We start from the raw sequence: 13,853 nt of genomic DNA on the forward strand, positions 1-13,853 counted from the left end.
ATGACGATGCCGGCCGACCCCGTCGAGGACCTCTGGTCATCGGTCCTCGGACTCCTCTCGGAGGACGACCGCATCACGCCGCAGCTCCACGGCTTCCTGAACCTCGTCGAGCCGAAGGGCGTCCTCGCGGGCACCCTCTACCTCGAGGTCCCGAACGACCTCACGCGCGGCATGCTCGAGCAGCGGATCCGGATCCCGATCACCGAGGCCGTCTCGCGCATCGGTGACGACAGCGTCGCCAACTTCGCGATCACGGTGAACCCCGACATGGTCTCCGAACCCCGGGTCGACCCGGTCGTCCCGTCGCACGTGCCCGAGTACGCCGAACCCGTGCAGAACGTCGTCGAGCAGAGCGCCGCGCCCCGGCAGTACATCGAGGCGCCGTTCGTCCCGAGCCAGATCGACTCGCCGGGCACCGGCGGTCGACCCCAGTCGCGACTGAACCCCAAGTACAACTTCGACAACTTCGTCATCGGCTCCTCGAACCGCTTCGCGCACGCCGCGGCGGTCGCGGTCGCCGAGGCGCCGGCCAAGGCCTACAACCCGCTCTTCATCTACGGCGACTCGGGCCTCGGCAAGACGCACCTCCTGCATGCGATCGGCCACTACGCGGAGAGCCTCTACCCGGGCATCCGCGTGCGGTACGTGTCGAGCGAGGAGTTCACCAACGACTTCATCAACTCGATCGCGAACAACCGGTCGAACCAGTTCCAGCAGCGCTACCGCGACATCGACATCCTGCTGATCGACGACATCCAGTTCCTCCAGGGCAAGGACTCCACCCAGGAGGCCTTCTTCCACACGTTCAACACCCTGCACGACCACAACAAGCAGGTCGTCATCACGTCGGACGTCGCGCCGAAGCACCTGACCGGTTTCGAGGACCGGATGCGCTCCCGCTTCGAGTGGGGACTGATCACCGACGTGCAGGCACCCGAGCTCGAGACGCGCATCGCGATCCTCCGCAAGAAGGCGCAGTCCGACCACCTGCAGGTGCCCGACGACATCCTCGAGTTCATGGCCTCGAAGGTGTCGAGCAACATCCGGGAGCTCGAGGGGACGCTGATCCGCGTCACGGCCTTCGCGAGCCTGAACCGGACGGCCGTCGACATGGCCCTCGTGCAGACCGTCCTCAAGGACCTCATCACGCTCGACGACGACAACGTGGTCGCGCCGACGGACATCATCAACCACACCGCGGAGTACTTCAAGCTCTCCGTCGACGACCTGTACGGGTCGTCCCGCTCGCAGGCCATCGCGACCGCGCGCCAGATCGCGATGTACCTCTGCCGCGAGATGACGAGCCTGTCGCTGCCGAAGATCGGCCAGCTGTTCGGCAACCGCGACCACACCACGGTGATGTACGCGAACAAGAAGATCACCGAGCTGATGAAGGAACGTCGGTCGATCTACAACCAGGTCACCGAGCTGACGAGCCGCATCAAGCAGGACCGCCGCTACCGCTGACCCCTGCCTGGAGGCGCGGATCACCGCCCCCAGATCGGCTCACCCCCGGCGTCGTCCACCATCTGAGACGGTTCCATGCGCCGTACTCCACACAGTGTGGATAGCCTGTGGATAACTGTGGAGGACACGCCGCCCCGTTGTTCACAGTTCTGGGGTCCCCTGTGGAGACTGGGGATGGAAGCGGATAGATGAGATTCTGTCATCCAGACGTCGCCCACAGCCGACTCACAAATGACAGCCGTGTAGTTCCCTGTCGCCGAGCGGCATGCACAGGGTTATCCACAGTGTGCACAGGCGTTAACACGATTACTCCTGGTTAACGATGGATCTCAGAGGGCCAACCTTGTGGACGGCGGGATGACAAGAAATCCGGGCCGAGTCGGGCTGTGCCACAATGGGGCGGCCGGACAGTCCAACCGATCGACAGGGGTCCAAGCTGTGAAGTTCGAGGTCAACCGGGACGTCTTCTCCGAAGCCGTCTCCTTCGCGGTGAAGCTCCTCCCACAGCGCACGACCCTCCCGATCCTCTCGGGCGTCCTCATCCACGCCGACGGCGACCGGCTCACGCTCTCCTCGTTCGACTACGAGGTCTCGGCGCAGACGTCGATCACCGCGCAGATCGACGAACCCGGTACGGTCCTGGTCTCCGGCCGCCTGCTCAACGACATCGCGAGCCGTCTGCCGAACGCCCCGGTCACGTTCACCACCGAGGACAGCAAGATCTCGGTCACCTGCGGCTCGGCGCACTTCACGCTGCTGTCCATGCCGGTCGAGGAGTACCCCACCCTCCCGGAGATCGGTGCGCAGACCGGTGTCATCCCCGGCGACTCCTTCTCCGAGGCGGTGTCCCAGGTCGCCGTCGCCGCCAGCCGCGACGACGTCACCCCCGTCATCACGGGCGTCCAGCTCGAGGTCGGCGACAACGACCTGTCGCTCATCGCGACCGACCGGTACCGCGTCGCCGTCCGCACGATCGCGTGGGACTCCGGCCGCGTGGGGTCCGACCCGCTGCACGCGCTGGTCCCGGCCCGGACCCTGCAGGAGGTCGGCCGCACGTTCGGATCGGCGTCCACGGTGTCGGTCTCGATCAGCGGTTCGTCGGACCGCGAGCTCATCGCCTTCCACGCCGACGACAAGACGGTCACGTCGCTGCTCATCAAGGGCAACTACCCTCCGGTCCGCCGGCTCTTCCCCGAGACCGTCGAGGACCACGCGGTGATCAACACCGCGGAGCTCGTCGAGGCGGTCCGACGGGTCTCCCTCGTCCTGGAGCGCGAAGCAGCACTCCGGTTCTCCTTCACGGTCGACGGGCTCACGCTCGAGGCGATCGGTTCCGAACAAGCGCAGGCGTCAGAGTCGATCAGTGCGTTGCTGACCGGGGAGGAAACGGTGGTCTCGCTGAAGCCCGCCTTCCTCCTGGACGGGTTGAACGCGGTGCACTCCGAGTTCGTCCGGATCTCCTTCACCAAGACGGAGAACCCCAACAAGCCGGGTCCGGTGCTCATCACCGGTCAGACCTCGCAAGAGGCCCCGGCGACGGACGGATACCGGTACCTGCTGCAGCCCAATCTCCTGCTGCGGTAAGCGCAACAGCCGTACCACTGCGCTGACGCGTCTCCTCGCACCAGCGCGACGACGAACAGAAGAGGAAATCATGCACATCGGTCTTGTCGGCCTCGGTCGCATGGGCAACAACATGCGTGCCCGTCTCCGCAACGCAGGCATCGAGGTCACCGGGTACGACGCGAACCCCGCCGTCTCCGACGTCGCCGACCTCGGCGCGCTGGCTGCCGCTCTGCCCGAGGGCAAGAAGCTCGTGTGGGTCATGGTCCCGCACGGCAAGATCACCGACGACGTCATCACCGACCTCGCCGAGGTCCTCGCCCCCGGTGACCTCGTCATCGACGGTGGCAACTCGAAGTGGCTCGACGACGAGGTGCACGCCAAGCAGCTCGACGCCAAGGGCATCCGCTACATGGACGCCGGCGTCTCCGGCGGCGTCTGGGGCAAGGACAACGGCTACGGCCTGATGGTCGGCGGCGCCCCCGAGGACGTCCAGTTCGCCATGCCGGTCTTCGACGCGCTCCGCCCCGAGGGCCCGCGCGAAGAGGGCTTCTCGCACGCGGGCGGCGTCGGCGCCGGCCACTACGCGAAGATGGTCCACAACGGCATCGAGTACGCGATCATGCAGGCGTACGGCGAGGGCTACGAGCTCCTCGAGGCCAAGGACATCATCCACGACGTCCCCGCCGTCTTCGCCGGCTGGCAGCGTGGCACGGTCGTGCGCTCCTGGCTGCTCGACCTGCTCGTGCTCGCGATCAACGAGGACCCGAAGCTCGACGAGCTCGAGGGCTACGTCGACGACTCCGGCGAGGGCCGTTGGACCCTCGAAGAGGCCATCGAGCTCGCGGTCCCGATGCCCGCGCTCTCCGCGGCCATGTTCGCGCGCTTCGTCTCGCGTCAGGGCAGCGAGTCCCCGACGATGAAGGCCGTCGCGGCGCTCCGCAACCAGTTCGGCGGCCACGCCGTCAAGAAGGCGTAGCTCCAGGTAACCACCTGAGCTCGTCTCGGCCCGCGTGCACGTCGATCACCTCCACCTCACCGACTTCCGGAACTACCGGGAGGCGGAGGTCGACCTCGCACGCGGGCCGAACCTGTTCGTCGGCCGGAACGGACAGGGCAAGACCAACCTCGTCGAGGCCATCGGCTACCTGTCGACGCTCGGCTCGCACCGGGTGCCGACCGACGCTGCCCTCGTGCGCCAGGGCTGCGACGCGGCGATCGTCCGCGCCCGACTCGCGCACGAGGGCCGCAGCATCCTCGCCGAGGTGCAGATCAACCGCACGGGTTCGAACCGCGCGCAGGTGAACCGAGCGGCGATCAAGCCCCGCGAGCTCCCGCGGTACTGCACGAGCGTGCTCTTCGCGCCGGAGGACCTCGCGCTCGTCCGTGGCGAACCCGCGGGCCGGCGCCGCATGCTCGACGAGCTCCTCGGACAGATCGCCCCGCGGATGCAGGGGGTCCTCGCCGACTACGACCGCACGCTCCGGCAGCGGAACACCCTGCTGAAGTCGGCGCGGTCGACCGGTGCCCGGAGCGGGTCGCTCGCGACGCTCGACGTCTGGGACGACCGACTCGTCGCGTTCGGCGCCGAGATCATCGCCGCCCGCGACCACCTGACGCGTCGCCTCGCTCCGTTCGTGACCGAGGCGTACGCCACCGTCGCGGGCGAGCGCCACGAGGCGACGATCACCGGCGTGCTCAGCGTGCGGGGCGGCGACCCAGAGGAAGCGGCCGCGACCGACCCGATCCTCGGCACCCCCGACGAGCCCGTGTCGGTGAGTGCGGCAGCCGATGCGTTCCGCGCCGCGCTCGAGCGACGGCGGCGTGACGAGCTCGACCGCGGGCTGACCCTCGTCGGGCCCCATCGCGACGACGTCCTCTTCCAGTTGAACGGGTTACCAGCCCGAGGGTACGCCAGCCACGGGGAGTCGTGGTCGTTCGCGCTCGCCGTGCAGCTCGCGAGCGCATCAGTGCTCCGCGCGGAGTCGACCCTCGGCGACCCGATCATCATCCTCGACGACGTGTTCGCCGAACTCGACGAGTCGCGCCGTGAACGCCTCGCGGCGGCGGTCGCGGACTACGAGCAGGTGCTCATCACCGCGGCGGTCTTCGGCGACGTGCCCGCCCAGCTCGCCGCACACACCGTCCGCATCGAGGCCGGCACGATCCTCGGCACCGACGCCCCAGCGACCGGGACGACCGACGAGACCACCGCGACCGACGTGGCGGACGCGCCCCGCGCCTCCAGTCCGGACCCGGTGAGCTGATGCCGAAGCCCTGGCGCCCCGCCGAACCGGCCCGCGTGTACCGCCACCTCCGCGCCGTCTTCGGCGACCCGTCGCTCCGCACCGTCGACGCCCGGCGGCGGCGGTCCCGCGAGCTGCAGGGCGACTCCGCACCGTACGGTCGCGGCCGCGAGCCGAAGGGCCTCGGCGACGTCGTCGGATCCCTCGCGCAGGAGCTCGGGTGGACCGAGCCGCTCGCCCGGTCCGAGCTGTTCGTCGACTGGCCCGGCGTGGTCGGCGAGGAGCTCGCCAAGCACTCGCGTCCGATGACCATCGACGACGGCACACTCGTCATCCGGTGCGACTCCACGGCCTGGGCGACGCAGCTCCGACTCATGCGGAGCACGATCACGACGACGATCGCCGAACGGCACCCCGAAGCAGGCGTCCAGTCGATCCGGGTTTCGGGGCCGGACGCCCCCACGTGGAAACGCGGTCCCAGAGCGGTTCAGGGGCGCGGTCCCCGCGACACCTACGGCTGACCAGACCAAATCGTCCTACCGGACGAAAAAAGCCCGTCCACGGGCCGATCTCACCCTCGGACGAGGGGTCCCTGCGGTAGACTGGGAGGTGCAGTGCGCGGGTGTTCCGCGCGCAGGCAGGAGCACCTTCGTATGACATCCGGATCTGACGACGACCGCACCGAACCGTCCGGCGACGACGTGACGCCGCAGACCGAACAGCCATCGTACGGCGCAGACCAGATCCAGGTCCTCGAGGGACTCGAAGCCGTCCGGAAGCGTCCGGGCATGTACATCGGCTCGACGGGTCCGCGTGGTCTCCACCACCTCGTGCAGGAGATCGTCGACAACTCGGTGGACGAAGCCCTCGCCGGCTACTGCGACACCATCGACGTGACGATCCGCGAAGACGGCGGTGTCCGCGTGGTCGACAACGGCCGTGGCATCCCGGTCGACGTGCACGCCGCCGAGGGGGTCTCCACGCTCCAGGTGGTCCTGACGGTCCTGCACGCCGGCGGCAAGTTCGGCGGCGGCGGGTACGCGGTTTCCGGTGGTCTGCACGGCGTCGGCTCGTCCGTCGTGAACGCGCTGAGCTCCGAGCTCGACGTCGAGGTCCGTCGTCAGGGTCACGTCTGGCGGCAGAGCTACACCGACGGCGTCCCGGTCGCCCCCGTCTCGCAGGACGAGGAGACCGACACCACCGGCACGACCATCACGTTCTGGCCGAACGCCGACATCTTCGAGACCGTCGAGTTCGACTACGAGACGCTCCGCACCCGCTTCCAGCAGATGGCCTTCCTGAACAAGGGCCTGCGCATCAACCTCACCGACGAGCGCACCCCGGACGAGGGCGAGGAGTCGCGCCGTGACTCCTTCCGCTACGAGCGCGGGCTGCCCGACTACGTCGAGTACCTCAACGCGCAGAAGAAGGCGGACCTGGTCCACCCGGACGTCATCGCCATCGAGGCCGAGGACACCGAGCGCAAGATCGCCCTCGAGCTCGCGATGCAGTGGAACACCTCCTACCAGGAGAGCGTCCACACCTTCGCGAACACGATCAACACGCACGAGGGCGGCACCCACGAAGAGGGCTTCCGTGCGGCGCTGACCTCGCTCGTGAACCGGTACGCGCGTGAGACGAAGATCATCAAGGAGAAGGACGACAACCTCACGGGTGACGACATCCGCGAAGGGCTGACGGCCGTCATCTCGGTGAAGCTCGGCGAGCCGCAGTTCGAGGGCCAGACGAAGACGAAGCTCGGCAACACCGAGGCGAAGTCCTTCGTGCAGCGCGTCGTCGGCACCGAGCTCACGCACTGGTTCGAGAGCAACCCGACGCAGGCGCGCGACGTCGTGCGGAAGGCGATCCAGGCCTCGCAGGCACGGCTCGCGGCCCGCAAGGCGCGCGAGACCACCCGCCGCAAGGGCCTGCTCGAGTCAGGCGGCATGCCCGGCAAGCTCAAGGACTGCCAGTCGAAGGACCCGACGGTCTCCGAGATCTTCATGGTCGAGGGCGACTCCGCCGGTGGTTCCGCGGTACAGGGGCGCAACCCGCTCACGCAGGCGATCCTCCCGCTGCGCGGCAAGATCCTGAACGTCGAGAAGGCCCGCCTCGACCGGGCGCTCGCCAACCAGGAGATCCAGTCGATGATCACGGCGTTCGGCGCCGGCATCGGCGAGGACTTCGACCCGGACAAGGCCAGGTACCACAAGATCGTGCTGATGGCCGACGCCGACGTCGACGGCCAGCACATCACGACGCTGCTGCTCACGCTGCTGTTCCGCTACATGCGTCCGCTCATCGAGCGTGGCTACGTGTACCTCGCGCAGCCGCCGCTGTACCGCCTGAAGTGGTCGAACGCCGCGCACGAGTACGTGTTCAGCGACCGTGAGCGCGACGCCCTGATGCAGGCCGGCCTCGCCGCCGGCAAGCGGATCCCGAAGGACAACGGCATCCAGCGCTACAAGGGTCTCGGCGAGATGGACTACAAGGAGCTCTGGGACACGACGATGAACCCGGACACCCGCACGCTCCTGCAGGTCACCCTCGAGGACGCCGCCGCGGTGGACAGCGTCTTCGCGACGCTCATGGGCGAGGACGTCGAGAGCCGTCGCCAGTTCATCCAGCAGAACGCCAAGGACGTCCGCTTCCTCGACATCTAGGGCCTGGAGGCGCGGTGTGAGTCGCGTCGACCCGTCCAGACCACCTGTGGTCGCGCCCGGCGCGACGATGCGAACCACAGCCTCCAGGCTGTCCAGAAAGGGAACGAAGCCACATGGCTGACGACAACGAGAACGGCGCCGACGAGCAGCCCGAGATCGTCCACGGCGACAGCGGCGACATCGTGGTGTCGGGCGACCGCATCTCGCAGGTCGACCTGCAGCTCGAGATGCAGCGGTCGTACCTCGACTACGCGATGAGCGTCATCGTCGGACGCGCCCTGCCGGAGGTCCGCGACGGCCTCAAGCCGGTGCACCGACGCGTGATCTACGCGATGTTCGACGGCGGCTACCGTCCCGACCGGGCCTTCTCGAAGTGCTCCCGCGTCGTCGGTGACGTGATGGGACAGTTCCACCCGCACGGAGACAGCGCGATCTACGACGCACTCGTCCGCCTCGTGCAGCCGTGGTCGCTCCGCTACCCGCTCGCGCTCGGCCAGGGCAACTTCGGTTCGCCGGGCAACGACGGCGCCGCGGCCCCGCGGTACACCGAGACCAAGATGGCGCCGCTCGCCATGGAGATGGTCCGGGACATCGACGAGGAGACCGTCGACTTCCAGGACAACTACGACGGCCGCACGCAGGAGCCGTCGATCCTGCCGGCGCGCTTCCCGAACCTGCTCGTCAACGGCTCGGTCGGCATCGCGGTCGGCATGGCGACCAACATCCCGCCGCACAACCTGCGCGAGGTCGCCGAGGGTGCCCAGTGGGCCCTCGCCCACCCGGACGCGACGCGCGAGGAACTGCTCGGTGCGCTCATGCAGCGGATCAAGGGCCCGGACTTCCCGACCGGTGCGCAGATCCTCGGCACGAAGGGCATCCAGGACGCCTACCGCACCGGCCGCGGGTCGATCACCATGCGCGCGGTCGTCAACGTCGAGGAGATCCAGGGCCGGACCTGCCTCGTCGTCACCGAGCTGCCGTACCAGGTCAACCCGGACAACCTCGCGATCCGCATCGCCGAGGGCGTGAAGGACGGCAAGCTCTCGGGCATCGCCGACATCCGCGACGAGACCTCGGGTCGTACCGGTCAGCGCCTCGTGATCGTGCTGAAGCGCGACGCCGTGGCGAAGGTCGTCCTGAACAACCTGTACAAGCACACGCAGCTGCAGGAGAACTTCGGCGCGAACATGCTCGCGATCGTCGACGGCGTGCCCCGCACCCTCGCGCTCGACGGGTTCATCTCGGCGTGGGTCGACCACCAGATCGACGTCATCGTCCGCCGGACCCAGTACCGGCTCCGCGAGGCCGAGAAGCGCGCGCACATCCTGCGCGGCTACCTGGCGGCGCTCGACGCACTCGACGAGGTCATCGCGCTCATCCGTCGGTCGCCCGACGTCGAGGAGGCCCGGACGGGCCTGATGGACCTGCTCTCCGTCGACGAGATCCAGGCTCGCGCGATCCTCGAGCTGCAGCTCCGCCGTCTGGCTGCCCTCGAGCGCCAGAAGATCCACGACGAGGCCGAGGAACTCGAGCGCAAGATCGCCGACTTCCAGGACATCCTCGGCTCGGAGACCCGTCAGCGCACGATCATCGGCGAGGAGCTCGCCGAGATCGTCGACCGCTTCGGTGACGACCGCCGCAGTGAGATCATGCTCGGCTTCGACGGCGACATGTCCATCGAGGACCTCATCCCCGAAGAGGAGATGGTCGTCACCATCACCCGTGGCGGCTACGTCAAGCGCACGCGCAGCGACAACTACCGCTCGCAGCACCGTGGCGGACGTGGCGTCAAGGGCGCCCAGCTCCGCGCGGACGACGTCGTCGAGCACTTCTTCGTCACGACGACGCACCACTGGCTGCTGTTCCTCACCGACCAGGGCCGGGTCTACCGCGCCAAGGCGTACGAACTGCAGGAGGCGAGCCGTGACGCCAAGGGCCAGCACGTCGCCAACCTCCTCGCGATGCAGCCGGACGAGCAGATCCAGCAGGTGCTCGACATCCGCGACTACGAGGCCGCGCAGTACCTCGTGCTCGCGACCGAACAGGGCCTCGTCAAGAAGACCGCGCTGACCGAGTACGACACGAACCGCACCGGCGGCATCATCGCGATCAACCTGCGCGAGGGCGACAAGCTCCGCCAGGCACTGCTCGTCGACGAGACCGACGACCTGCTGCTCGTGTCGAAGCACGGCATGTCGCTGCGCTTCACCGCCACGAACGACACCCTGCGCCCGATGGGTCGTTCGACCTCGGGTGTGAAGGGCATGTCCTTCCGCGGGGACGACTCGCTGCTCGCAGCCCGGGTGGTCTCGGACGACGGCTACGTGTGGGTCATGACCGAGGGCGGCTACGCCAAGCGCACCTCGGTGGACCAGTACCGCGTGCAGGGCCGTGGTGGTCTCGGCATCAAGGTGGCGAAGCTCGCGGCCGACCGTGGCGACCTCGTGGGCGCGCTCATCGTCGGCGGCGACGACGAGGTGCTCGTCGTGCTCCAATCTGGCAAGGTGGTAAGGTCCTCCGTGTCCGAGGTCCCCGCCAAGGGGCGCGACACGATGGGCGTGGTCTTCGCGAGGTTCGCGGAGAACGACCGGATCATCGCCGTGGCACGGAACACAGAGCGGAACCTGGACGACCAGGACGACGCCGAGATCGAGCCCGCGGGCCCGGTGGAGACGGTCAGCCCTGACGAAGCGGCGCCCGAACCGACCGAGCCTGAGGCCGGAGAGGACCAGTCAACCAATGAGTAGTGTCGCCGAGAAGCTCCAGAAGAAGGCGAAGCGACCCGTCGGCACCCGCCAGGTGCGGCTCCGACTGGTGTACGTCGACTTCTGGTCGATGGTGAAGCTCAGCTTCCTCATCGCCCTGGCCGGGTCGATCGTGATCGTCGTCGCCACCGCCCTGGTGTGGGTCATCCTCAACCAGACCGGTGTCTTCACGCAGGTCGATGCCCTGCTCCGGGACGTCACCGGGCAGAACAACTACTCGATCATGGACCAGTTCTCGCTCGGGCAGGTCCTCGGGTTCTCCATCGTCGTGGGCATCCTCAACGTGGTGGTCGGCACCGTGCTCGGCGCCATCGTGAGCGTCCTCTACAACCTCAGTGTGCGGATCACGGGCGGCCTGCTCGTGGGCTTCACGAACAACTGACACACCCGGCCGGATGTCGGCCGACCGCTCGATTTCGTTCTGCGGCGTCGGTACGGTAGGCTTTCATCCGGTCTGAGGGGCTATAGCTCAGGCGGTTAGAGCGCTTCGCTGATAACGAAGAGGTCCAAGGTTCAAGTCCTTGTAGCCCCACCATCCATCCCGCACCGGTAGCATCGCCGGTGTTCCGGGGCCTTAGCTCAGTTGGTAGAGCGCCTGCTTTGCAAGCAGGATGTCGGGAGTTCGATTCTCCCAGGCTCCACTCGGAAGAAGCCCCTGGTCGCGACGCAGTCGCTGGCCAGGGGCTTCGTCGTTGCCGGGGGCGTAGCTGCCGTTCTGGTCGCATGACCTGCCGTCCGCGTGCCGTTCTGGTCGCACGACCCGCCGTGGCGGTCGCCGAACGACGGCAGCTCGTGCGACGGGGCGAGGGCGATGGGCCGTGGGGCCCCGGGAACGACGACCGGCCGTCGGGCCCCGGGAACGACGACGGGCCCCGGCGCAGTGCCGGGGCCCGTCGTGGAACCGTGGGGGTCAGGCGGAGGGCTTCTCCGCCGTGTCGGCGTCGTCCGCGACCCAGAGGTCGTCGTCGGCGCGGAGCGTCTGGTACGCCGCGTACGCTGCACCCGCGACGGCGACCACGCCGACGATGATGAGCGCGACACCGCCGAAGCCGATGCCCTTCTTCTGGCGCGGGACGTACTTCTCCGCGACCTTCCGAGCGTTCTTGCTCTTCTTCTGGGCGTTCTTCACGATCTTCTTCACCCGGGGGTCCTTGGCGAGGTCACCGACGCTCAGCACGGAGCCGGCGGTCGAGACCAGGGCCGGGACGACCTCGGACTGGAAGCGGTGCGAAGCGCTCTGGGCTGCACTCGTGGCGGCGTGGACACCCGTGGCGACGGCCGGGCGGATCCCGTTGTCGATCGCGTTCTGCACGCGGGGTGCGATGTCCTTGCGGGCTGCATCGGCAGCGTGCGAACGGGCCTCGGTGAGGATCGCGTTCGCGTGCTCGAGGACCTTGCGCTGCTCGCCGAGGAGCGAGGCGGTCTGGCCCTTGAGCTTCTTGATCTGCTTCCGACGCTTGCGCGGGATCTCGATCGTCGTCATCTGGTACCTCCATCGGAACGGCGTTCCCCCATCCTGCCACCGGAGTGCCTGACAGGTCACGGAGTCGCACCTGTGTGATCCGTCTGACCGTCAGCAGTACATGCGAGAATCGGAACATGTCTCTGCACACCGCTGTCGCAACGATCCACACGAACAAGGGCGACATCCGCGTCAACCTGTTCGGCAACCACGCCCCCAAGACCGTCAAGAACTTCGTCGACCTCGCGACGGGCAAGCAGGAGTGGACCCACCCGGGCACCGGCAAGGTCTCGACCGACAAGCTCTACGACGGCGTGGTCTTCCACCGCATCATCAAGGACTTCATGATCCAGGGCGGCGACCCGCTCGGCCAGGGCATCGGCGGCCCGGGCTACCGCTTCGACGACGAGATCTCCCCCGAGCTCACCTTCCAGAACCCGTACATCTTCGCGATGGCGAACGCCGGCATCCAGGGCGGCCGCGGCACGAACGGTTCGCAGTTCTTCATCACCACCGTGGCGACCCCGTGGCTGCAGGGCAAGCACACCATCTTCGGCGAGGTCGCGGACGACGAGTCCCGCGCGGTCGTCGACGCGATCGAGGGTGTGGCGACCGACGGGCGCGACAAGCCCCTCGAGGACGTCGTCATCCAGAGCATCGACGTCGAGGACGTCTGAGCGACCAGGTGAGCGATCCGGCGTACGACTCCAGCAACACCTGCTACCGGCACCCGGACCGGCAGAGCTTCGTCCTGTGCCAGCGGTGCGGGCGGACGATCTGCCCGGAGTGCCAGACGCCGGCCGCGGTCGGGGTGCACTGCCCCGAGTGCGTGCGTGAACAGCGCCAGCAGTTCACGGCGAACCGTCGGGCGTCCGGAGGCCCGGGTGGGCTGACGGTCGCCCGACGGCGGTTCGCGATGCTCGACCAGAAGGCGACGGTCGTCATCATCGCCGTCTCGGTCTTGATCTGGCTGGTCGACCAGGTGTCGGGGCGGCTCCTCACGAGCTGGTTCGCGTACTACACGCCGCTCGTGGCGACGCAGCCGTGGCGCCTCGTCACCGGACTCTTCGTGCACTCCTCGTTCCTGCACATCGCCTTCAACATGTTCGCGGTGTTCATCTTCGGTCGGATGCTCGAGAACCTCCTCGGGACGTGGCGGTTCCTCGCGCTCTACCTGTTGGCCGGGCTCGGCGGTGACCTGGCGGTCTCGTGGCTGTCCCCCGGCACCCCGGTGGTGGGCGCCTCGGGCGCGATCTTCGGCCTGTTCGCGGCGTTCTTCGTCATCCAACGGAGCCTCGGCTACAACGCCGTCCAGCTGCTCGTGGTGATGGGCCTCAACCTGATCATCGGGTTCCTCCCCGGGACGCAGATCTCGTGGCAGGCCCACGTCGGCGGCATCGTCCTCGGCTTCGTGACGGGGTTCCTGTTCTCGAAGACCCGGAACGTCCGGCAGCGCGGGCTGCAGATCGGGCTGCTCGTCGCCCTGGCCGTGGTCCTGGTCGCCGGGATCTTCGCCGCGTACGCCAGTCTGCGCATCGGGCTCGGCGTCTGATCCCAGCGCGTCTTGCGCGCCGACCGAAACGCCCCGTCGCTCCCGAGCGGCGGGGCGTTCGTCGTTTCCACAGGCGAGCGGTCGAGTTGTCCACAGCTGTGGACAAAGCGGTGAGTTACACGGGTGTGATTATCC

The 13,853-nt window shown here is 67.9% G+C and carries 11 protein-coding genes and 2 tRNA genes; 12 read left to right on the forward strand and 1 reads right to left on the reverse strand.

Annotation, left to right across the window (positions count from 1 at the left end; translation table 11 throughout):
• Nucleotides 1-6 precede the first annotated feature (6 nt).
• From dnaA to ACY3FI_RS00050, 10 genes are all read left to right on the forward strand, one after another.
• Nucleotides 7-1,467 carry a chromosomal replication initiator protein DnaA gene (gene dnaA, locus ACY3FI_RS00005; RefSeq protein WP_462550378.1) on the forward strand — a complete coding sequence of 487 codons (1,461 nt, stop codon included), beginning with the start codon at nucleotides 7-9 and terminating at the stop codon, nucleotides 1,465-1,467.
• 438 nt (nucleotides 1,468-1,905) lie between these two features.
• Nucleotides 1,906-3,051, forward strand: coding sequence for a DNA polymerase III subunit beta (gene dnaN, locus ACY3FI_RS00010; RefSeq protein ID WP_462548669.1), 1,146 nt, complete (start codon nucleotides 1,906-1,908; stop codon nucleotides 3,049-3,051).
• A 70-nt stretch (nucleotides 3,052-3,121) separates the two neighbouring features.
• Nucleotides 3,122-4,009, forward strand: a complete 888-nt coding sequence (gnd, locus tag ACY3FI_RS00015; protein ID WP_462548670.1) for a phosphogluconate dehydrogenase (NAD(+)-dependent, decarboxylating) — start codon at nucleotides 3,122-3,124, stop codon at nucleotides 4,007-4,009.
• Between the two features lie 34 nt (nucleotides 4,010-4,043).
• Nucleotides 4,044-5,297 carry a DNA replication/repair protein RecF gene (gene recF, locus ACY3FI_RS00020; protein WP_462548671.1) on the forward strand — a complete coding sequence of 418 codons (1,254 nt, stop codon included), beginning with the start codon at nucleotides 4,044-4,046 and terminating at the stop codon, nucleotides 5,295-5,297.
• Nucleotides 5,297-5,797 carry a DciA family protein gene (locus ACY3FI_RS00025; RefSeq protein ID WP_462548672.1) on the forward strand — a complete coding sequence of 167 codons (501 nt, stop codon included), beginning with the start codon at nucleotides 5,297-5,299 and terminating at the stop codon, nucleotides 5,795-5,797. The genes recF and ACY3FI_RS00025 overlap by 1 nt, the downstream gene beginning before the upstream one ends.
• A gap of 132 nt (nucleotides 5,798-5,929) precedes the next feature.
• On the forward strand, nucleotides 5,930-7,939 hold the full coding sequence (gene gyrB / locus ACY3FI_RS00030) for a DNA topoisomerase (ATP-hydrolyzing) subunit B (protein ID WP_462548673.1): 2,010 nt from the start codon (nucleotides 5,930-5,932) through the stop codon (nucleotides 7,937-7,939).
• A 113-nt stretch (nucleotides 7,940-8,052) separates the two neighbouring features.
• The gene (gene gyrA / locus ACY3FI_RS00035) at nucleotides 8,053-10,686 is read left to right on the forward strand and encodes a DNA gyrase subunit A (protein WP_462548674.1); all 2,634 of its coding nucleotides are present in this window, start codon (nucleotides 8,053-8,055) and stop codon (nucleotides 10,684-10,686) included.
• Nucleotides 10,679-11,086: a DUF3566 domain-containing protein gene (locus ACY3FI_RS00040; protein WP_462548675.1), complete on the forward strand. Its 408-nt coding sequence runs from the start codon at nucleotides 10,679-10,681 to the stop codon at nucleotides 11,084-11,086. The genes gyrA and ACY3FI_RS00040 overlap by 8 nt, the downstream gene beginning before the upstream one ends.
• A gap of 76 nt (nucleotides 11,087-11,162) precedes the next feature.
• A tRNA-Ile gene (locus ACY3FI_RS00045) sits at nucleotides 11,163-11,239 on the forward strand.
• 33 nt (nucleotides 11,240-11,272) lie between these two features.
• Nucleotides 11,273-11,345 (forward strand) — tRNA-Ala (locus ACY3FI_RS00050).
• A 269-nt stretch (nucleotides 11,346-11,614) separates the two neighbouring features.
• Here ACY3FI_RS00050 and ACY3FI_RS00055 read toward each other — a convergent pair.
• A complete protein-coding gene (locus ACY3FI_RS00055) occupies nucleotides 11,615-12,187 on the reverse strand; it encodes a hypothetical protein (protein ID WP_462548676.1) in 573 nt (190 codons plus the stop codon).
• A gap of 116 nt (nucleotides 12,188-12,303) precedes the next feature.
• Between ACY3FI_RS00055 and ACY3FI_RS00060 the strand changes: the two genes are divergently transcribed.
• Nucleotides 12,304-12,843 (forward strand): peptidylprolyl isomerase, encoded by a 540-nt coding sequence (locus tag ACY3FI_RS00060; protein WP_071291656.1) that lies wholly within the window; start codon nucleotides 12,304-12,306, stop codon nucleotides 12,841-12,843.
• An 8-nt stretch (nucleotides 12,844-12,851) separates the two neighbouring features.
• Nucleotides 12,852-13,718, forward strand: coding sequence for a rhomboid family intramembrane serine protease (locus ACY3FI_RS00065; RefSeq protein ID WP_462548677.1), 867 nt, complete (start codon nucleotides 12,852-12,854; stop codon nucleotides 13,716-13,718).
• The last annotated feature ends 135 nt before the right edge of the window (nucleotides 13,719-13,853 follow it).

Source organism: Curtobacterium sp. RM9, from assembly GCF_054956955.1.

Bases quoted from the DNA above. Each gene is read 5' to 3' on its own strand.
- dnaA (WP_462550378.1), top strand. From the start codon at position 7: ATGCCGGCCGACCCCGTCGAGGACCTCTGGTCATCGGTCCTCGGACTC.
- gnd (WP_462548670.1), top strand. From the start codon at position 3,122: ATGCACATCGGTCTTGTCGGCCTCGGTCGCATGGGCAACAACATGCGT.
- ACY3FI_RS00025 (WP_462548672.1), top strand. From the start codon at position 5,297: ATGCCGAAGCCCTGGCGCCCCGCCGAACCGGCCCGCGTGTACCGCCAC.
- gyrB (WP_462548673.1), top strand. From the start codon at position 5,930: ATGACATCCGGATCTGACGACGACCGCACCGAACCGTCCGGCGACGAC.
- gyrA (WP_462548674.1), top strand. From the start codon at position 8,053: ATGGCTGACGACAACGAGAACGGCGCCGACGAGCAGCCCGAGATCGTC.
- ACY3FI_RS00040 (WP_462548675.1), top strand. From the start codon at position 10,679: ATGAGTAGTGTCGCCGAGAAGCTCCAGAAGAAGGCGAAGCGACCCGTC.
- ACY3FI_RS00055 (WP_462548676.1), bottom strand. From the start codon at position 12,187: ATGACGACGATCGAGATCCCGCGCAAGCGTCGGAAGCAGATCAAGAAG.
- ACY3FI_RS00060 (WP_071291656.1), top strand. From the start codon at position 12,304: ATGTCTCTGCACACCGCTGTCGCAACGATCCACACGAACAAGGGCGAC.